At 68.4% G+C, this 17,395-nt stretch carries 18 protein-coding genes; 9 read left to right on the plus strand and 9 right to left on the minus strand.

The window, feature by feature from the left end:
- Window positions 1–17: 17 nt before the first annotated feature.
- Genes L978_RS13760 through L978_RS13770 form a run of 3 tightly spaced genes read right to left on the minus strand, consistent with a single transcriptional unit; the run spans window position 18 to window position 2,721 of the window.
- Window positions 18–1,586, minus strand: coding sequence for a S8 family peptidase (locus L978_RS13760; RefSeq protein ID WP_047523871.1), 1,569 nt, complete (start codon window positions 1,584–1,586; stop codon window positions 18–20).
- 56 nt (window positions 1,587–1,642) lie between these two features.
- The gene (locus tag L978_RS13765; protein WP_047523872.1) at window positions 1,643–2,098 is read right to left on the minus strand and encodes a hypothetical protein; all 456 of its coding nucleotides are present in this window, start codon (window positions 2,096–2,098) and stop codon (window positions 1,643–1,645) included.
- Entirely contained in the window at window positions 2,095–2,721 is a 627-nt protein-coding gene (locus L978_RS13770) for an RNA polymerase sigma factor (protein WP_231555072.1), read from the minus strand. Before L978_RS13770 ends, L978_RS13765 begins: the two co-directional genes overlap by 4 nt.
- 121 nt (window positions 2,722–2,842) lie before the next feature.
- On the opposite strand from L978_RS13770, the gene L978_RS13775 reads away from it, so the two are divergent.
- Window positions 2,843–3,061, plus strand: a complete 219-nt coding sequence (locus tag L978_RS13775) for an SCO4848 family membrane protein (protein ID WP_047523874.1) — start codon at window positions 2,843–2,845, stop codon at window positions 3,059–3,061.
- 60 nt (window positions 3,062–3,121) lie between these two features.
- On the opposite strand, the gene L978_RS13780 is transcribed toward L978_RS13775, so the two are convergent.
- The 4 genes from L978_RS13780 to L978_RS13795 all read right to left on the minus strand — a co-directional run bounded on the left by L978_RS13780 (window position 3,122) and on the right by L978_RS13795 (window position 6,366).
- Entirely contained in the window at window positions 3,122–4,231 is a 1,110-nt protein-coding gene (locus L978_RS13780; RefSeq protein WP_047523875.1) for an FUSC family protein, read from the minus strand.
- Window positions 4,232–4,379: 148 nt separating this feature from the next.
- Window positions 4,380–5,066 carry a hypothetical protein gene (locus tag L978_RS13785; RefSeq protein ID WP_047523876.1) on the minus strand — a complete coding sequence of 229 codons (687 nt, stop codon included), beginning with the start codon at window positions 5,064–5,066 and terminating at the stop codon, window positions 4,380–4,382.
- Window positions 5,066–5,980, minus strand: a complete 915-nt coding sequence (locus tag L978_RS13790) for an ABC transporter ATP-binding protein (RefSeq protein ID WP_047523877.1) — start codon at window positions 5,978–5,980, stop codon at window positions 5,066–5,068. Before L978_RS13790 ends, L978_RS13785 begins: the two co-directional genes overlap by 1 nt.
- Window positions 5,977–6,366, minus strand: coding sequence for a GntR family transcriptional regulator (locus tag L978_RS13795; protein ID WP_047523878.1), 390 nt, complete (start codon window positions 6,364–6,366; stop codon window positions 5,977–5,979). The genes L978_RS13790 and L978_RS13795 overlap by 4 nt, the downstream gene beginning before the upstream one ends.
- A 104-nt stretch (window positions 6,367–6,470) precedes the next feature.
- Between L978_RS13795 and L978_RS13800 the strand changes: the two genes are divergently transcribed.
- The 4 genes from L978_RS13800 (at window position 6,471) to L978_RS13815 (ending at window position 11,293) form a co-directional block, all read left to right on the plus strand.
- Window positions 6,471–7,670 (plus strand): class I SAM-dependent methyltransferase, encoded by a 1,200-nt coding sequence (locus tag L978_RS13800; protein ID WP_047523879.1) that lies wholly within the window; start codon window positions 6,471–6,473, stop codon window positions 7,668–7,670.
- Between the two features lie 353 nt (window positions 7,671–8,023).
- Window positions 8,024–9,325, plus strand: coding sequence for a quaternary amine ABC transporter ATP-binding protein (locus L978_RS13805; RefSeq protein WP_047523880.1), 1,302 nt, complete (start codon window positions 8,024–8,026; stop codon window positions 9,323–9,325).
- Window positions 9,325–10,329 carry an ABC transporter permease gene (locus L978_RS13810; RefSeq protein ID WP_047523881.1) on the plus strand — a complete coding sequence of 335 codons (1,005 nt, stop codon included), beginning with the start codon at window positions 9,325–9,327 and terminating at the stop codon, window positions 10,327–10,329. Before L978_RS13805 ends, L978_RS13810 begins: the two co-directional genes overlap by 1 nt.
- 58 nt (window positions 10,330–10,387) lie before the next feature.
- Window positions 10,388–11,293: a glycine betaine ABC transporter substrate-binding protein gene (locus L978_RS13815; protein ID WP_047523882.1), complete on the plus strand. Its 906-nt coding sequence runs from the start codon at window positions 10,388–10,390 to the stop codon at window positions 11,291–11,293.
- Between the two features lie 255 nt (window positions 11,294–11,548).
- Here the strand turns inward: L978_RS13815 and L978_RS13820 are convergent, their stop codons facing one another.
- Together L978_RS13820 and L978_RS13825 are read right to left on the minus strand one after the other, a co-directional pair.
- Window positions 11,549–12,790 carry a sensor histidine kinase gene (locus L978_RS13820; RefSeq protein ID WP_052193760.1) on the minus strand — a complete coding sequence of 414 codons (1,242 nt, stop codon included), beginning with the start codon at window positions 12,788–12,790 and terminating at the stop codon, window positions 11,549–11,551.
- A gap of 5 nt (window positions 12,791–12,795) precedes the next feature.
- Entirely contained in the window at window positions 12,796–13,461 is a 666-nt protein-coding gene (locus tag L978_RS13825) for a response regulator transcription factor (protein ID WP_047523884.1), read from the minus strand.
- A gap of 172 nt (window positions 13,462–13,633) precedes the next feature.
- On the opposite strand from L978_RS13825, the gene L978_RS18995 reads away from it, so the two are divergent.
- Genes L978_RS18995 through L978_RS13845 form a run of 4 tightly spaced genes read left to right on the plus strand, consistent with a single transcriptional unit; the run spans window position 13,634 to window position 17,320 of the window.
- Entirely contained in the window at window positions 13,634–14,356 is a 723-nt protein-coding gene (locus L978_RS18995) for a hypothetical protein (protein ID WP_197055672.1), read from the plus strand.
- Window positions 14,353–15,408, plus strand: a complete 1,056-nt coding sequence (locus tag L978_RS13835) for a peptidoglycan-binding protein (protein WP_052193761.1) — start codon at window positions 14,353–14,355, stop codon at window positions 15,406–15,408. The genes L978_RS18995 and L978_RS13835 overlap by 4 nt, the downstream gene beginning before the upstream one ends.
- Window positions 15,405–16,115: an ABC transporter ATP-binding protein gene (locus L978_RS13840; RefSeq protein ID WP_047523886.1), complete on the plus strand. Its 711-nt coding sequence runs from the start codon at window positions 15,405–15,407 to the stop codon at window positions 16,113–16,115. Before L978_RS13835 ends, L978_RS13840 begins: the two co-directional genes overlap by 4 nt.
- Window positions 16,112–17,320 carry an ABC transporter permease gene (locus tag L978_RS13845; RefSeq protein WP_047523887.1) on the plus strand — a complete coding sequence of 403 codons (1,209 nt, stop codon included), beginning with the start codon at window positions 16,112–16,114 and terminating at the stop codon, window positions 17,318–17,320. Before L978_RS13840 ends, L978_RS13845 begins: the two co-directional genes overlap by 4 nt.
- Window positions 17,321–17,395: the final 75 nt, after the last annotated feature.

Below are 17,395 nucleotides of genomic sequence, written 5' to 3' on the forward strand. Positions count from 1 at the left end.
CCGGGCGAGGGGGTGCGTCAGTGCGGGACGACGGGAGTCGGGAGGGACTTCAGGACGGCGGCGACCGCCTTCGCGGCGACGCCCGGCGTGACGCCCCCGATCGGTACGCTGCCCAGCTGCGCGGCGATGCGCCCCGCGACGTACGGCGCCGAGAACGACGTTCCGCTCCACACCGCGAATCCGCCCCGGTAGTCGTCGGGGTCGATCGTCTCCCGGCGAAGGCCGTCGACATCCGCGCGGGAGGCCGCCTGGGTGCCGCCGACGAACGCGGGTGAGGTGCTGACGACGGCGGCACCGGGCGCATAGGCCTGCACCCACGGCCCGATGTTCGAGAACAGCGCCACCGATCGTGCGGACGGATTCAGCGCCCCGACCGACACGAGAGGTGCGTTCCGGTCCGAGGGGATGCCGTTGTCCGCGCCCGGCCAGGGCCAGAGCGACGCGGGGAAGGAGGGGCGGTCGATCGCGTCGTTGCCCGCGGAGCAGACGACCACGCAGCCGAGTTCCCGGGCTTTGGCGAGCAGCTGGAACAGGGTGAGGCTGAACAGGCCGTCGGTCGGTGTCTCGTGGTAGTAGCTGAGCGAGAGGTTGAGGACGTCGATCGGGAAGCCGGTCTTCGGGTCGGCGCGGTGGCGGCTGAGGAGCGTGACGACCTGCGCGATCGTCTCCAGCAGGGTGCTCTCGTCGATCACGCCGAGAGCACCGGCCACGCGGATCGACAGGATGTCGGCGTCCGGCGCGGTCTGTCGCACGAGTCCCGCGATGAAGGTGCCGTGCCCTGCGACCGCGTCGATCTCGCCGTCGAGCTGCCCGTAGAGGTCGGGGTAGCGTTCCGGGTCGGCATCGTCCGTGAGTCCTACCGGCACACCGTCGAGGTCGATCGTGCGGGTGACGATGTCGGCGGGAAGCCAGGCATGCTCTCCGCATCCGGTGTCGAGCACCGCGACCACGGGTCGACGCCCGCGTTTCGGGGCGGCACCGCGCACGGGCGCCGGGCCCAGCCAGGTCACCGGCTGTCGTGCCCCTCGCCCCGGCTCGAGGTAGTCATCGCTGCCTCCGGCCGCGCCCGCGCCCCGGATCGGGTTGGTGCGGGTGAACGGATTCGTGCGCGTGAAGGGGTTGGTACGGGTGAACGGATTGAGCCCGACCGGGTCGATCGACAGCACGTGATCGAGGCTGGTGCGCGGCATCGTCGAGCGGGACATGCGGCGGGCGCGCTGGAGCACCCGCCAGGCGTCGGGCGCCACGGGTGATTCGCCGCGGACCGGTTCGTCGGGAGTCCGCAGTCGTGCGCGCAGGAAGCCGGGAACGCCTGGAACCAGTTCGCCGTCGACCGCCGAGCGGCTGCCGTCCTCGATCTCGAGCTGCCAGCCGAAGGTGTCCGCCGCGTCACGCAGCGTGCGCACCTCGCGGTCGTAGGCCTCATCGTCGCCGAGCGCGCGGGTGATCAGCAGTCGCTCGGGCAGGTAGGCCGTCGGATAGGCGCGGATCCCGTCCACCGGCTCCGTGCTCGGATCGAGTGCCGTGCCCCGGCGGATCGATCCCTCTGCGCGGTCCTGCCAGGTCCATCCCTTGGGCTGCTCCATCGTCATCCTCTCGGTGCGGGTCTCCCCGCGGCATCATCGACGGGCGGTGCCCGCGGTCACAGTTCGAACTGCGGGGTCGCGAGCGTACGCGTCTCGTCCCCGATCTGGGTCGTCAGCCGCACGCGCGTGAGCCCGGGCGGCACCTCGTCGAACACGAAGCGCCCCGTCTCCTCGGGCGCGGTCGATCGGATCCGTTCACCCTGGGTCAGCACGATCTCCGCCGCCGCGGTGTCGACCCACCCGTCGACGCGGCGCCGACCGGACGCCGTCCGTGTGACGTGCAGCAGGATGCTCGTCGAGCCGTCGCTGAACTGCAGGGTCAGCGCATCGGCCTCGCCGCGCACCGCGCCGAGCTCCCCTTCGACCAGGGTGAGCAGCGCGTACTCGCGGTTCAGGCCGTCGGCGGCGACCGCCGCGACCATGCGGTCGATCAGTCCCGCCGGCATCGGATCGACCTCGCTCCACAGTGTGCGGAGTCGGGCGAACATCTGGGCGTCCTCGTGCTCGGTCATGCGAGTCCCCCTGTCTGCGCCGCCGGTGGCGCGTCCAGCAGGGCGCGCAGCTTGGCCAGGCACCGGTTCCGTGTGGGGCCGATGCTGCCGATGGGCATGGCGAGGTCGCCGGCGATCCGGGCGTAGTCGGGTCGGTCTTCGAAGGCGATCACGCGCAGCAGCTTCTGGCAGCGCTCGTTGAGTCGGCGCACGGCCGACCAGAGTCGACGGTTCTCATCGCCGCGCGCCGCGTGCTCTTCGGCAGACGCCTGCTCGGGAAGGAGGGTGTCGAGGTCGTCGGTGTCGGTGGTGTCGACGCGTCCGTGCGCTTTCGCGACCTTCCAGGCTTCGCGCCGGGCGGTGGTGGTCAGCCAGGCGGAGACGGCGCGGGGGTCGCTGATCGATTCATGCCCGCGCACCAGCTGCAGCCAGGTCGTCTGCACGACATCTTCCGCGAGCGTGCGTTCGAGCCCGTACGCCCGCACCACGTGCCACAGCACGGGTGTCATGAGATGTACGAGCTCGTCCATGGCGCGACTGCTGCCCTCGCGCCATGCATCGAACAGGTTCGCGGCGCGCTCCCATCGGGAGAGCCCGTCGTCCGAGGCAGGATCGAGCGCAGCGCCGGGTGCACCGTCGATCATGAAGCCCATTGTGATCACACCTACCAGGAGCACGGCAAGGGCTTTCTGATACATGTCCGAGTCCAAAAACCCTCGCTTCGCCCTGGTCGGCGGCCGCGGCGGAGGCGGATAGCGTTGAGGGGTGACCCTCCTCGCCGTTCTGCTCTTCCTCAACGCCGCCTTCAACGCCGTCGTCTGGCCGCAGTTCTACAAGCGGGTCGCCAAGGATCCGCGGGCGCGGGACGAGAACGGCAAGGCCACGCCGTTCCTCACGGTGCACGTCGTCCTCATCGCGATCGCCCTCGCGCTCGCCCTCGCCTCGGTGATCGCCGGCATCGCGGCTCTCGCCGGCGCGTTCTAGACGCCCCGGGCCCAGGCACTCCGATCCGCGACGGAGTCAGGCGGATTCGAACTGACGCGGCTACGCCGGCTCTGCGCGGGGAGTGCCGCTCAGGATCAGGATGCGACGCAGGTGCATCGTGGTGAGCACCCCCGGCCCCATCGTGCGACGCACATCGACCGTGCGTTCGTCGATGACCTCCAGGAGGATCCGGATCGCCCGTGCCGCGTCCTCACGTGCGCGGTGATCCGCACTCGATGACGCATCGCCCCGTGCGATCACGTCCGCCACCGCATGGCAGGCGGCGGAGAGCGGCTCGGGCAGCGCGGCGTCGAGGGTGATGCCCGCGGGTCGGTCCCAGATGGTGTCGGCGATGCCGTCGGCGATGTCGCGGATCAGGTGGGCGATGCGATCGAGCGCGGCGAGCTCCGCATAGCTCGCCTGGACGCGGGTGCGATGCCCGCGCGCGCGAGGGTTGCCCCGCCGGCTCTCCTCGGCCTCCGCCAGCGCCGCCCGGAGCTCGGCCGAGGTGTCGGCGAGCGACTCCGCGTCCTCCGCCCACTGCTCGTTCTCGGGAGGCCACGACGTGGAGACCGCCGAGCCGATGTCGTGCAGGTGCGTCGCCAACTGCTCCCGGAACGCGGCCAGCTGCCCCGCCGCGGCCACGGTGAGAGGCGCCGGGGCGATCGCCACGTTCACGACCAGCCCGATCACCACTCCGACCGCGGTCTGCGTCAGGTACCCGAGCGAGTAGTCGTCGGCGTTCTGCCCGCCGATGATCAGCACGAAGAGCGCCGCCATCGGCACGTACTCGCGTCCGGCCCCGAACCAGCCCGTTCCCGAGAGCAGCACCCCGATCGCGACGACGAGGGGGATCGTCCACCAGTTGGGTCCGACGGTCAGCACGACCACGGTGGCGAGTCCGATCCCGGTGGCGAGTCCCAGGAGCGTCTGCAGGCTCGACCTCGCGGATCCCATCAGGGTGGGGTACATGCTCACGAGCGCGCCGAGGGGGGCGTAGTACGGATACTCCTGCGTGACTCCGGGCATGTGCGGAGCGATCAGCCACGCGAGTGCCACCGCGAGGGCGGTCTTGGCCACCAACAGCAGCCGCGCCGGACGGACCGCATCGTGCAGGGCGCGGGCGATTCCGACGCGTCGCGCGGGGAGTCGGGGTCGGCTCGGTGTCACGGCATCTTCTCCTTGGACGGCGGACACCGCGACAGTAGGCGGTCGATGTCGTGCCCGCGACAGGCTTGCGTCGACGGGCACGTGCCGGTAGCGCGCGAAGACGCCGACCGCCCGAGGAGGGCGATCGGCGTCGACGGCGGGTGGGTCGCTAGGGGATCGCCCTCCGGAAGGCGAGGAACGAGACGCCCATCAGAACTGCGGTGGCCACGAGGCCCCAGAGTGCGAGGCCGACGGCTCCGAGGTCGCCGAACCCTGCCCAGACCTGACCCCACAGCTCGAGCCGGGTCACGAGGTAGACCAGGCCGACGAGTACGAGCGCCAGCGTGATCCACACGATCGTCAGCACCATCAGGCCCCAGCTCTTGTAGATCGTGGCTCCCGTGAACCCGACCACGAAGAAGAACAGTGCGAGGGCGAAGTAGACGACGAACGCGCCGAGCGGGCCGGCCTCCCACAGCCACGGGAGGTAGAACAGCCAACCGTTCACGCCGTAGCCGTTCGTGGCGACCTCGATGCCCCCGCCGATCAGGAACAGGACGCCCATGAACGTGCTGGCGAGGACCGCCGTCAGCATCGTGCCGAAGAAGAACTCACGACGCGTGATGCTCATCGCCTGGGAGAACGGGAAGGTGAGCGTCATGGCCGAGAGGCCGATGGCGAAGAAGTACCAGAGGGGTGCCTGACCGCCGCCGCCGTACTTGGGGGAATCGCCCGGGATCATCGCATAGATCAGCACCGAGATCAGGGTCGCTCCGGCGAGGATGATCAGCGGCACCCAGATGAAGGTCTGTCTATTGATCATCTGCAGGCGGATGACGTTGAGCGTGCGTCGCATCAGCGCACCTCCTCGTTCGTGGTGGCCGATCTCGGGGAGCCGACCTCGGCCTTCTGGGTGAGACGCACGATCAGCTGCTGCAGCGAGACCGGGGCGAGGTCGAGTCCGGAGGCCGTGATCTCCGCGCGCTCCTCCGCCGACACGGTGCCGAGGACGGTGACGGAGGCCACGCGGCCCAGCGCCTCACGGTGCAGCACTTCGCGGTCGCCGACCCAGGCGTCGACCTTCGCGGCATCGCCCACGACGGTCACGGCGCGGTCGCGCACGGCATCCGTGTCTTCGTGGAGGAGGATCTGACCGTTGTCGATCACGATCACCTTCTCGATCAGGTTGGACACCTCATCGATCAAGTGGGACGAGAGGATGACGGTGCGCGGGTGCTCGGCGTAGTCCTCGACCAGACGGTCGTAGAAGATCTGCCGGGCGACGGCGTCGAGGCCGAGGTAGGGCTCGTCGAAGAAGGTGATCTCGGCGCGCGAGGCGAGTCCGATGATGACCCCGACGGCCGAGAGCTGACCGCGGGAGAGTTTCTTGATCGTTTGCTTCATCGGGAGTTGGAACTCTTGGATGAGCTCATCGGCGAGCGCCTGGTCCCAGTTCGGGAAGAACAGGCTCGCGGCCTTGAAAGCGTGCTTCGGATAGGCGTCGTCCGGGTACTTCTGGCTCTCGCGCACGAAGCAGATGCGGCTGAGCACGTGCGCGTTCTCGTAGGGGTGCTCGCCGAACACCGTGACGGTGCCGGAGGACTCGAAGTTCTGCGCCGTGAGGATCGACATGAGGGTCGTCTTGCCGGCGCCGTTGCGGCCGAGCAGGCCGTAGATCGCGCCTCCCTCGATCGCGAGCGACACATTGTCGAGTGCTCGCTTCTCCTTGTAGCGCTTGCTGAGGTTCTGCACCTCGATGACGGTGGTCATGCGGGGGTCTTCCCTTCTGCGTCGGTGGTGTGTGCGGCGCGCTGCCGGAGCAGGTCCGCGAGGTCTTCCGCGCCGAGCCCGAGTGTGCGGGCTTCGGCGAGGAGCGGGTCGATGTAGCGGTCGGCGAAGGCGGCACGGCGCTCGCCGAGGAGCAGGTCCCTGGCGCCTTCGGCGACGAACATGCCGATGCCTCGGCGCTTGTAGAGCACTCCCTTGTCGGTGAGCATGGCGACTCCCTTGGCTGCGGTGGCGGGGTTGATCCGGTAGAACGCGGCCAGCTCGTTCGTGGAAGGGGCCTGCGCCTCTTCGGCGAGCGAGCCGTCGACGATCGAGTCCTCGATCTGCTCGGCGATCTGGAGGAAGAGCGGCTTGCCTTCTTCGATCACGAGTCCTCCGCGTGGTTAGTGGGTTACTTACTCGACTAAGTAACCATAGAACCTCGATCGATGTCAACCCCTTCGCCGACCGTGTCCGCGCGTACAGTGGGCTGGTGCCGGAGTTCCCTTACAGCCGCCTGCGCCGCTGGCCCGATGTCGAGGCGGACAACCTCCAGGCGCACGATGCCACGGATGAGATGCTCGTCAACCGGGCGCGCGCCTTCGGTGCTCCGGGGTCCGAGACCGTGGTCATCGGTGACGGCTTCGGTGCGATCACCCTGGCGCTCACGGACGCCGGACTCGGCGGTGTCCGGGTCCACCAGGACCTCGCGACGGGGCGCCGCGCACTGCAGCGGAACGCCGACGAGCTCGGGATCACAGGTTTCGTCTCGCGCGAGCTCGAGCCCGCGCTGCTCGAAGGCGCTCGTCTCGTGGTGCTGCAGCTCCCGAAATCACTGGCGGAGCTCGAGGAGATCGCGGATGCCGTCGCACGCTGGGCCGCGCCCGACGTGGTCCTCGTGGCCGGCGGCCGGGTGAAGCACATGACACTCACCCAGAACGAGGTGCTGGGGCGGAGTTTCGCGCACGTGCAGGCGCAGCGCGCCGAGCGGAAGTCCCGGTTGATCGACGCGTCGGGACCCCTTCCCGTCCCCGCGGATCCGCCGTTCCCCGTGACGGCCCAGCACGACGGGCTGACCCTGGTCGCCCACGGTGGCGCGTTCGCGGGTGCTCGTCTCGACATCGGCACGCGGGTGCTGTGCGAAGTGCTCGGTCTGGGTGGTTCACAACTCAGGAAGAATGACGGAAATCAGACCCGAAACGGCCCGATCGGGGCGGGCGGCGAGGATTCTTCCGGAGTTGTGAACGCGACGGAGGGGCCACGCGTGCTCGATCTCGGTTGCGGTACCGGCGCGCTCGGCGTCTCGTTCGCCCTCGCACATCCGGGGGCACGGGTGACCGCGACCGACCGCTCGGCCGCAGCCGTGGCATCTGCGCGGGCGACGGCGTCCGCGAACGGGGTGGCCGACCGCGTCACGGTCATGCACGACGACGCAGGGTCCGAGCTGCCGGACGGCTCGTTCGACATCGTCCTGCTGAACCCGCCCTTCCACCTCGGCACGAGCATCCACACGGGCGCCGCCACCCGCCTCTTCGACGCCGCGGCCCGCGTGCTCCGACCGGGTGGCGAGCTCTTCACGGTCTACAACTCCTCCCTCGGATACCGCGCCGAACTGACGCGTCTGATCGGTGCCACCGAACAGCTCCGACGCACCCCGAAGTTCACCGTGACCCGCAGCGTCCGGGGCCGCTGAGCGCGCGTTTCGACGCTCGACGAATGCCCGTTATGCGATCGTTGGATACCTGTGCAATCCCCCGGTCAGCGGAAGAAAAAGAACGTGGTCACGCCGCCGGGATTTGCCCCTGATCGGCCATTTCGTTACGTTGGAACGTGGGCCTGACGGCCCGAAGACCAGTCCGCGATCACGTCCTTCTTTCGATGAGCTGTGCTGCGAAGAGGCGTGGGCGTACGGTCGATGCTCTATCGCGGTGGATCCGAAATCCACCGTCTGTGCCGCCACAGCAGACATGTCGAACGGCCTCGAGAGCATCACCCGGACGTAACCGAAGCAGGCTCAGCCACCCGAAGGCGAGCCGCAGGGGAAACGTGTCCGAAATCGCTCTCGAAGCGCGCAATCTATACAAGGTTTTCGGTAAGAATCCGAACACCGCCGTCCGTCGCCTGAAGGCTGGTGAGAGCCGAGCCGCCGTGACCGACGCCGGCACTGCAGCGGTCATCGACGCCAGCTTCACCGTGAACCGCGGGGAGATCTTCGTCATCATGGGCCTGTCCGGATCGGGCAAGTCCACCATCATCCGCATGCTCAACGGCCTGCATGATGTGACCGACGGCTCCGTCACGGTGAACGGCGACCCGATCACCGGAATCCCGGCCTCGAAGCTTCGCGAGATCCGTCGCGACCGCATCTCGATGGTCTTCCAGCACTTCGCCCTGCTGCCGCACCGCACGGTCGCGGCGAACGTCGCCTACCCTCTCGAGCTCAAGGGCACGCCCAAGGCCGAGCGCTTGGCCAAGGCGGAGGAGATCCTCGCCCTGGTGGGTCTCGAGGGCCAGGGCGACAAGCTTCCCTCCGAGCTGTCCGGTGGAATGCAGCAGCGTGTCGGCATCGCCCGCGCGCTCTCCGCCGACAGCGACATCCTGTTGATGGATGAGGCGTTCAGCGCGCTCGACCCGCTGATCCGCCGCGAGATGCAGGAGCAGCTGCTCGAACTGCAGCAGAAGCTCCAGAAGACGATCGTGTTCATCACGCACGACCTGAACGAGGCCATGTTCCTCGGGGACCGGATCGCCGTGATGCGCGACGGTCGCATCGTGCAGATCGGTACGCCCGAGGACATCCTGATGGACCCGGCGAACGACTACGTCGAGCAGTTCGTGCAGGACGTGGACCGTGCCCGCGTTCTCACCGCGGCCAACGTGATGGAGCGTCCGCGCCCCGTCGTGCCGCACACCGCGGGCCCCCGCACGGCCCTGCGCCAGATGCGCGATGCCTACATGTCGGCGACCTACGTGGTGGGTCGCGACCGGCAGCTGGTCGGCGTCGTGACCGACCGTGACGCGGTCAAGCTCGTCCGCCAGGGCGCGACCACCCTCGACTCCGTCGTCAAGCCGGTGCCGCAGAGCGTGCGCGAAGACGACGTGCTGATGAACCTGTTCGTGCCCGCCGTCGAGTCGCCGTTGCCGCTCGCCGTGACGGATACCGAAGGTCGACTGGTCGGTGTGATCCCCCGCGTGACTCTGCTCGCGGCGCTGGGCCCTGGTCCGGGCGCGACCGAGGAGATCACCCTCCCGATGATGCCCATGCCGCAGGCCGAGATCGATGCGGTGCTCGATGACGGGTGGACCGCTGAACCGGCGGATGCCCCGACGACGGAGGAGGTGCGCTGATGGACGGATTCCGCATTCCCATCGGGACCTGGATCGAATCGGTCGTCGACTGGATCAAGGACAACCTCGACGGACTGCTCGACGCGATCTCGTTCGTGATGAGGTTCCTCGTCGACGGGTTGACGACCATCCTCCTCACGCCGAGCTTCCCGGTCATCATCGTGATCGCCGCGCTCATCGCGTGGATCGTGCGGTCCTGGCAGCTCGCGCTCGGCACGATCGTGTCGTTCGGACTGATCGTCGGGATGGACCTCTGGGTTCCCGCGATGCAGACGCTCGCGCTCGTGCTCGTCGCGGCCGTGATCGCCGTGCTGATCGCCGTGCCGCTCGGCATCTGGTCGGCGCGCAACGCCACCGTGCGTGCGGTGCTCAAGCCCGTGCTCGACTTCATGCAGACCATGCCGGCGTTCGTTTACCTGATCCCTGCGATCGTGTTCTTCGGCATCGGCGTGGTGCCCGGCCTCGTGGCCACCGTGATCTTCGCACTGCCCCCGGGCGTGCGTCTGACCGAGCTCGGCATCCGCGGAGTCGACTCCGAGACCGTCGAGGCCGGACAGGCGTTCGGTGCGAAGCCGGGGCAGATCCTGCGCGGCATCCAGCTCCCGCTCGCGATGCCGACCATCATGGCCGGCGTCAACCAGGTCATCATGCTCGCCTTGTCGATGGCGGTCATCGCCGGAATGGCGGGCGCGGACGGACTCGGGAAGATGGTGGTCGAGGCGATCTCGACGATCAACATCCCGAAGGGCGTCGAGGCCGGTCTCGGCGTCGTGCTGATCGCGGTCTTCCTCGATCGCGTCACGGCGGCGCTGGGGGCACCCGGCGAGAACCGCTCCTCGCTGCTCAGCATGATCGAGCGACTCCGCACGCCGAACGGCGGAGGGAGCGGAACAGCATCCGCTCCCGCCTCCGAGAAGGACGCCGACCGGAAGGATGCCGCGGATCAGGCGGAGCGCGAGACGGTCGCTCCTCGACGCAGCGCTGTCGGCGGCGGCCCCCTCTGAGCACTATCCATAACTCCTACGGAACAACACCCATACGGAACTGAGAGAGAGAAATCACATGAAGAAGAAGATCCTTGCACTCACCGCAGTCGGCATCGCCGCATCGCTCACCCTCGCGGGGTGCAGCGGCGACGGTGCAGGCGGCACGGGCGGCGACAGCAACGCCGACGACAAGGGCACCATCACGCTGGGCTTCCTGCCCTCGTGGACCGACGGCCTCAGCACCGCTTACCTGCTGCAGGACCAGCTCGAGAAGATCGGCTACACGGTCGAGATGAAGACGCTGACCGAGGCGGGGCCGCTCTACACCGGCCTCGCGCAGGGTGACGTCGACATGTACCCCTCGGCCTGGCCCGAGCTGACGCACGCCTCTTACATGGAGGAGTACGGCGACGACATCGAGGACATCGGCACGTACTACGACAACGCCAAGCTCACGATCGCGGTGCCGGAGTACTCCGAGCTGAACTCGATCGAGGACCTCAAGGGCAAGGGTGCGGAGTTCGACGGCAAGATCATCGGCATCGAGCCGGGTGCGGGCCTCACCGCCCAGACCGAGAAGATGATCCCCGAGTACGGCCTCGACGGCGAGTACCAGCTCGTCACCTCGTCGACCGCCGCGATGCTCACCGAGCTGAAGACCGCGACCGACAAGCAGGAAGACCTCGTCGTCACGCTGTGGCGTCCGTTCTGGGCCAACGACGCCTTCGGCATGAAGGACCTCGAAGACCCGATGGGTGCCATGGGCGAGGCCGAGGGCCTGCACTTCCTGGGAACCAAGGGCTTCGCCGAGGAGTTCCCCGAGGCTGCGGAGCTGATCGGGAAGATCAAGCTCGACGACGCCCAGTACGGCGCGCTCGAAGACCTCGTGGTCAACGAGTACGGCGAGGGCAAGGAAGCCGACGCGGTCGACGCGTGGCTGAAGGAGTACGGCGACGAGTTCGACTGGACCGTCACCAGCTGACCTGATCCAGGTCGCACTTCCCCGTCAAGGGTTCGCTCCCGTCGCACTCTCTGTCGTCCCGGTCCGCCGGGCGGCAGGAGTGCGACGGGAGCTTCTGCGTTCGGGTGGGCCAGCAACGCTCACCCGCAGATGGATGCCACCCGCAGATGAACACTCACCCGCAGATGAAGGAGATCTCTTGATCTGAAGGACTCAGGGGTTCTGAGGGGCCTTCGAATCAAGAGATCTCCTTCATCTGCGGGACCAGAGGGTCCGTCAGAGCGGGAGTACGATCGACGCGATCAAGCCACCGCCCGTACGCGCACGCAGACGTACGTCGCCCGAGTGGGTCTTCGCGATGCTCTGCACGATCGCGAGGCCCAAGCCGGTACCGTCGGGGCCGGCGGATGTGCGACTCGCGTCACCCCGGTAGAAGGGTTCGGTGAGCACGGCCAGCGTGGCCGGCGCGATCGGAGCGCCGGTGCTCTCGACGTCGATGACCGCACGCCCGCGCTCACGTCGGCAGCGCACCCACAACTCGCCTCCGGGGACGTTGTGGCGGATACCGTTCTCGAGGAGATTGCGCACGGCGCGTGCGAGCAGCATCGGATCACCCTCGACCGTCAGCGCGCGGAGGTTCGTGTGCACGACGATCCCCTGGGCGTCCAACTCCTCGGCCTGATCCTCGATGAGTTCGCTGAGTTCGACCGGCTCGACCTCATCCAGGCCGGTGCGCGACCGGGCGAGTGCCAGCAGCGCGGTGATGAGTCGTTCGCTCTGCTCGGTGGCTCGCAGGGCGCGCTGCACGTTGGCTTGTAGTTCCGCCGGCACGGCACCCTGCTCGAGGGGGATCTCCAGGGCAGTCCTGGTCGTGGTCAGCGGAGTGCGCAGTTCATGGGAGGCGTTCGCCACGAACCGGTCCTGCGCGGTGAACGCCGATTGCAGCCGATCGAGCATCCCGTCGATCGTGTCGCCCAGCTCCTTGATCTCATCGTCGGGCCCAGGGAGGTCGAGCCGTCGTCCGAGGTCGCGCTCGGAGATGTCGCGGGCCGCGGCCGTGACCTCGCCGATACGTTCCAGCGAGCGACGAGCGAGCCAGAACGCGATCGCGGCCGCGACCCCGGTGAAGCCGACGAGTACCACGACGGACCACAGCAGCAGCCCGCCGCCGACCTCGTCCGCGAGGAACGTCGACTGCTGCAGCACAGCACCCTCGACCGAATCGAGTGACGTCGTCTGCATCGGAGTGGTCACGGGGACGTCGGTGAGCAGGGCGGACTCCGCGAAGTACGCGCATCCGGTGCTGGTGGCCCCATAGACGGGTCCGCTGTCCTCGGCTGCGCTCGTCCCTTGCGAGAGCTGCGTGACCGAGAGCGACGGCACGCAGGTCGCCACGGTCGTGTCGATGGCGGAAGCGAAAAGCTGTTGCACCACCAGGTACTGCACCGTGAGCAGCGCGGCGCCCGCGGCGATGAAGACTCCGGCGATGATGATCACCAGTCGAGTGCGGAAGCTCATGCGTCTCATTCCGTCCCCACCCGATAGCCGTGTCCTGCCGCGGACTGGATGAGCGCCGGCGATCCGAGCTTGCGGCGCAGCGTGTGCACCACGATCTTGACCACGCCGCGCGTGCGTTCGAGCGGCTCGTCCCACACCTCGTCGAGCAGATCGTCGGCGCTGACGTATCCCCCCTCCGCGGCGAGCAGCGTCTCGAGCACCCCGAACTCCTTCAACGTGAGACGGATCGGTGTCCCATCGCGTTCCACGACGCGACGCACGATGTCGAGGCGGACGCCGGCGAACTCCAGGACCGTGTTCGGGCGGCTGGACTGCGCACGGCGGCCGAGGGCGCGGAGCCGAGCCAGGAGCTCCACGTAAGCGAAAGGCTTGGCGAGATAGTCATCGGCACCGAGGTCGAGACCCTCGACGCGGTCGTTGAGGGTTCCCGCTGCGGTGAGCATGAGGATGCGGGCGGGATACTCCTGCGCGATGAGCGTGCGGCACACGGCATCGCCGCTCAGCACGGGCAGGTCGCGGTCGAGGACGATCACGTCCACATCGCTCCCCGCCGCGGCGGTCAGGGCACTCGCGCCGTCGCGTGCGACATCGACCAGGTATCCCTCACGGCGCAGACCGTCGGCGAGCGTGTCGGCCAGATCGACCTCGTCTTCCACCAGCAGCAATCGCATCGCGCCTCCCTCCTCCGAGGGTGCGCTCTCCGCGGTTAGTTTCCGGTTAGGTGCCGTCATACCCACAGCAAACCATCGCCTCCGTAGAACTGACTGCACGTCGTGGATGAGCTGCGACCGCGAGAAAGGGAATGTCATGTTCGATTCGAAAGCTCACCGTTCCATGGTGGTGATGCCCGCTGTCATCGCGCTTTTCGCGCTCTCCGCATGCAGTGCCCCCTCCGGGGATGACAAGGCGAAGGACGGCGCCAACGATGCGGCCGCTGCCCGGTTCGTGACCTGCCTCACCGATGAGGGCCAGACGGCGAAGATCGTCGACGGTGGCCACGTCGGCCTGCTGATGCCGGACGCTCCCGGCGACGGCGGGCTGGGCACGTTGAGCGACAGCACCGCGACGATGGGCGGCGGTGAGGAGATGGCGATGACGATGATGTTCTCTGACGAGGAGGGCATGTGGCTCGCCTCGACCGCCGCCTCGGGCTACCCGGAGGAGGGCGGGCAGCGTGCCGCGTGGGAGAAGTGCGAGGAGGAGGTTCCCGAGTTCACACAGCCCGAGCCCGACATGTCGGCGGCCGACGGCGCGCAGACGCAGATGATCTCGCCCGAGCAGATCATCGAGTCCGGACTCGCGTTCGCCGCATGCGCGAGGGACAACGGCTTCGCTGCCTTCGCGGATCCCGACGCCGACGGCATGCTCGAAATGCCGGTCGGGATCACGGAAGACGAGGCGCGCACCCTCCTCGAAGCATGCGCGGAGAAGACCGGCGAGATGCCGCCGATGTTCACGCCCGAGAGTATCGAATCCGTCGACTTCGACTGGTTCGCCCTGATGAACGAGTACTTCGAAGGCGGCTTCATGGCGGCGACGACGGTGCCATCCGGAGGCGAGGAATGAGCCGGCGGCTGACGAAGGTGCTCGTGCCCGTGGGGACGTTGCTCGTGGCTGCCGCGGTGACCCTGGCGGTGCTGCAGCCGTGGAGCTCCGTGGCCGAGACGCCGAAGGACGACGACAAGCCGGTCACGACCAAGGCGGAGCTCACCACGCTGACTTCCGACCTCAGGCTCAACGGCAGCCTGAGCTACGGCGCCTCCACCGCTCTGCCCGGTCGCGGGGGCACCATCACGCGGCTCCCGGCGGCGGGCGATGTGATCGAAGTAGGGCAGTCGATCTACGAGGTCGACGGCAAGCCGGTGATCGCGATGCGCGGTGACCGTCCGTTCTGGCGCGATCTCGGCGTCGGCGTCGAGAACGGACCCGACGTGCGACAGCTCGAGCAGGCGCTCGCCGACCTCGGCTTCGGCAAGGACATGACCGTGGACGACGAGTTCACACGGGTCACCGAAGCCAACGTCAAGGCGTGGCAGAAGTCGCTCGGCGTGACCAAGGACGGCGTCGTGAAGCTGGGTGATGTCGTCGCGATCACCGCCGCCTCGGTGCGCGTCGACTCCGTGACGGGAAAGCCCGGTGATCCTGCAGCGACCAGCCCGCTCACGTATACGAGCACGACCCTGCGCGTGGTGGCCACGCTCACCGAAGCCCAGGCGCGCGAGATCCTGCCGGCGACGCCGGTGACCGTGATCCTTCCGGACGGCACCGAGGTCCCCGCGACGGTGGCCGCTGTCGATCCTGGCGGCCAACCGACCGGCAAAGAGGGCGAGACCACCCCGGCCACCGCGAACATCGAACTCGAGGATCCCGCCGTCGCGGAGGGCATCGGCCTGCGCGCCGTCAAGGTCGTGTTCGCGACCTCCGAGGTGAAGGACGCACTCGTCGTTCCCGTCACCGCGCTCGTGGCGACGACCGACGGCGGCTACGCGGTCGACGTGCTGCGCAAGGGCGGCAAGGTCGAACGTGTCTCGGTGGAGGTCGGACTGATCGCCGACACCCGAGTGCAGGTGGTCGGTGGAGACCTCGCCGCCGGTGATGCCGTGGTGGTGGCGCAATGACGCCCGATACCGTCGTCGAACTCGTCGAGGTGGTCAAGGAGTACCCCGGCAACCCGCCGCTGCGCGTGCTGCACGGCATGAGCCTCGCGATCGAGAGCGGTGAGCTGGTGGCCGTCGTCGGCGCATCCGGATCGGGGAAGAGCACGATGCTCTCGATCATGGGGACGCTCGACGACCCCACCAGCGGCACCGTGCTGATCGACGGGACGGATGCTGCCCGGCTCGCCGAGCACGAGCGTGCAGCTCTGCGCGCTCGCCGCATCGGCTTCGTGTTCCAGCAGTTCTTCCTGCTGCCGGCGCTCAGCGCGGTCGACAACGTGGCGCTCGGACTCTTGTACTCAGGGGTTCCCTCGGCGGAGCGCACGGTGCGGGCCGTGGCTGCGTTGGAGCGGGTCGGCCTCGGCTCGCGCGTGAGGCACCGACCCGGTCAGCTGTCCGGAGGAGAGCAGCAGCGCGTCGCCATCGCGAGGGCGATCGTCGGGAACCCATCGGTGCTGTTCGCCGACGAGCCGACCGGCGCGCTCGACTCGAACACGGGCGAGCACATCCTCGAGTTGCTCACGTCGATCGCCGACTCCGGCACGGCGGTCGTGATCATCACGCACGACCCGAGCATCGCCGAGCGCACGCAACGACAGGTCAGAATCAACGACGGACGCATCGTGAGCGATACGGGCTCGCCGGAGAGGGAAGAGGTCGCGGCATGAGGCGCACCCGCGAGAGGATGCCGCGGCTCAGCGCTGCAGACAGCATCCGCACGGCACTCATCGGACCCCGCAGCCGCAAGATGCGCACGGCCCTGTCGGCGCTCGGCGTTGCCGTGGGCATCGCGGCACTCACCGCCATCACCGGCATCGCCGCCTCCAACCAGGCCGAGCTGCTGGCCAAGCTCGACGCGCTGGGGGCCAACATGATCGTGGTGCAGCCGGGGTACGGGCCGGACAACAAGCCGGTCGCTCTGCCCGAGACGGCCGCCGGGATGATCGAGCGGGTGACGGGCGTCGAACAGGTGGGCGTGCTCGAGAAGGTACCGGACGGCACCGGCGTGTACCGCAACGACCTCATGCCGAAGAGTCAGGGCAATGGGCTGACCGCGTATGCGGCGAGTCCCGACTTCCTGTCGTCGGTGGAAGGCTCGGTCGCGAAAGGATCGTGGTTCGACGAGACCGACCGCTCATTGCCGGTGACCGTGCTCGGGTCTGCGGCAGCCGCACGCATGGGCATCACGGAACCGGGTGTGCGGGTGTGGATCGGGGAGCAGTGGTACACGGTGATCGGGATACTCGATTCGGCCGGCCTCGCCGAGTCGATCGATGCGAGCGCGTTCCTCGGCGACCATTGGGCGGCGGAGCATGTGTCGGCGGACGGGGACGACACCATTGCGTCGATCTATGTGCGCATGGCCGACGGCGGCACGGGCGAGAAGGTCCGCGAGGCGATCGGTCGCGCCGCGAATCCGTCTTCCCCGTATGTGCAGGTGACCGGACTCGGCGAGCTCGCCGGGGCGCGGGACACCGCGGATGACTCGCTGTCCGGCCTCGCGGTCGGTCTCGCGGCGATCGCTCTGTTGGTCGGAGGGATCGGCATCGCGAACACCATGGTGGTGGCGGTGCTGGAGCGGCGCGGCGAGATCGGACTCCGGCGGGCGCTCGGCGCTCGTTCGGGGCAGATCGCGGGTCAGTTCGTGGCGGAGGCGATCGTGCTGGGCGGCCTGGGAGGCATCGCCGGGGCGCTGTGCGGGGCCCTCGGCGTCTTCGCCTACGCCACGATCCAAGGCCAGGCGGTGACGATCCCCGTGGTCGTGCTGGTCGGTGGGCCGGTGGTGGCGCTCGTGGTCGGCGTGATCGCGGGGCTGTACCCCGCGATCAGTGCCGCGCGGCTCTCGCCCACCTCGGCGTTGCGCACGGTCTGAGCGCACCGAGGCCGCACCGGCCGACGCCCACACGCGGATGAAGGAGATCTCTTGATCTGAAGGACTCAGTGGTTC

Source organism: Microbacterium sp. ZOR0019 (assembly GCF_000800925.1).
Taxonomy (GTDB): domain Bacteria; phylum Actinomycetota; class Actinomycetes; order Actinomycetales; family Microbacteriaceae; genus Microbacterium; species Microbacterium aurugineum.

Coding starts and splice junctions, on each gene's coding strand:
- L978_RS13785 (WP_047523876.1), bottom strand. CDS start 5,066: ATGCGACGCACGCTCAACGTCATCCGCCTGCAGATGATCAATAGACAG.
- L978_RS13845 (WP_047523887.1), top strand. CDS start 16,112: ATGAGGCGCACCCGCGAGAGGATGCCGCGGCTCAGCGCTGCAGACAGC.
- L978_RS13815 (WP_047523882.1), top strand. CDS start 10,388: ATGAAGAAGAAGATCCTTGCACTCACCGCAGTCGGCATCGCCGCATCG.
- L978_RS13765 (WP_047523872.1), bottom strand. CDS start 2,098: ATGACCGAGCACGAGGACGCCCAGATGTTCGCCCGACTCCGCACACTG.
- L978_RS13760 (WP_047523871.1), bottom strand. CDS start 1,586: ATGGAGCAGCCCAAGGGATGGACCTGGCAGGACCGCGCAGAGGGATCG.
- L978_RS13810 (WP_047523881.1), top strand. CDS start 9,325: ATGGACGGATTCCGCATTCCCATCGGGACCTGGATCGAATCGGTCGTC.
- L978_RS13770 (WP_231555072.1), bottom strand. CDS start 2,721: ATGATCGACGGTGCACCCGGCGCTGCGCTCGATCCTGCCTCGGACGAC.
- L978_RS18995 (WP_197055672.1), top strand. CDS start 13,634: ATGCCCGCTGTCATCGCGCTTTTCGCGCTCTCCGCATGCAGTGCCCCC.
- L978_RS13840 (WP_047523886.1), top strand. CDS start 15,405: ATGACGCCCGATACCGTCGTCGAACTCGTCGAGGTGGTCAAGGAGTAC.
- L978_RS13790 (WP_047523877.1), bottom strand. CDS start 5,980: ATGACCACCGTCATCGAGGTGCAGAACCTCAGCAAGCGCTACAAGGAG.
- L978_RS13825 (WP_047523884.1), bottom strand. CDS start 13,461: ATGCGATTGCTGCTGGTGGAAGACGAGGTCGATCTGGCCGACACGCTC.
- L978_RS13835 (WP_052193761.1), top strand. CDS start 14,353: ATGAGCCGGCGGCTGACGAAGGTGCTCGTGCCCGTGGGGACGTTGCTC.
- L978_RS13820 (WP_052193760.1), bottom strand. CDS start 12,790: ATGAGCTTCCGCACTCGACTGGTGATCATCATCGCCGGAGTCTTCATC.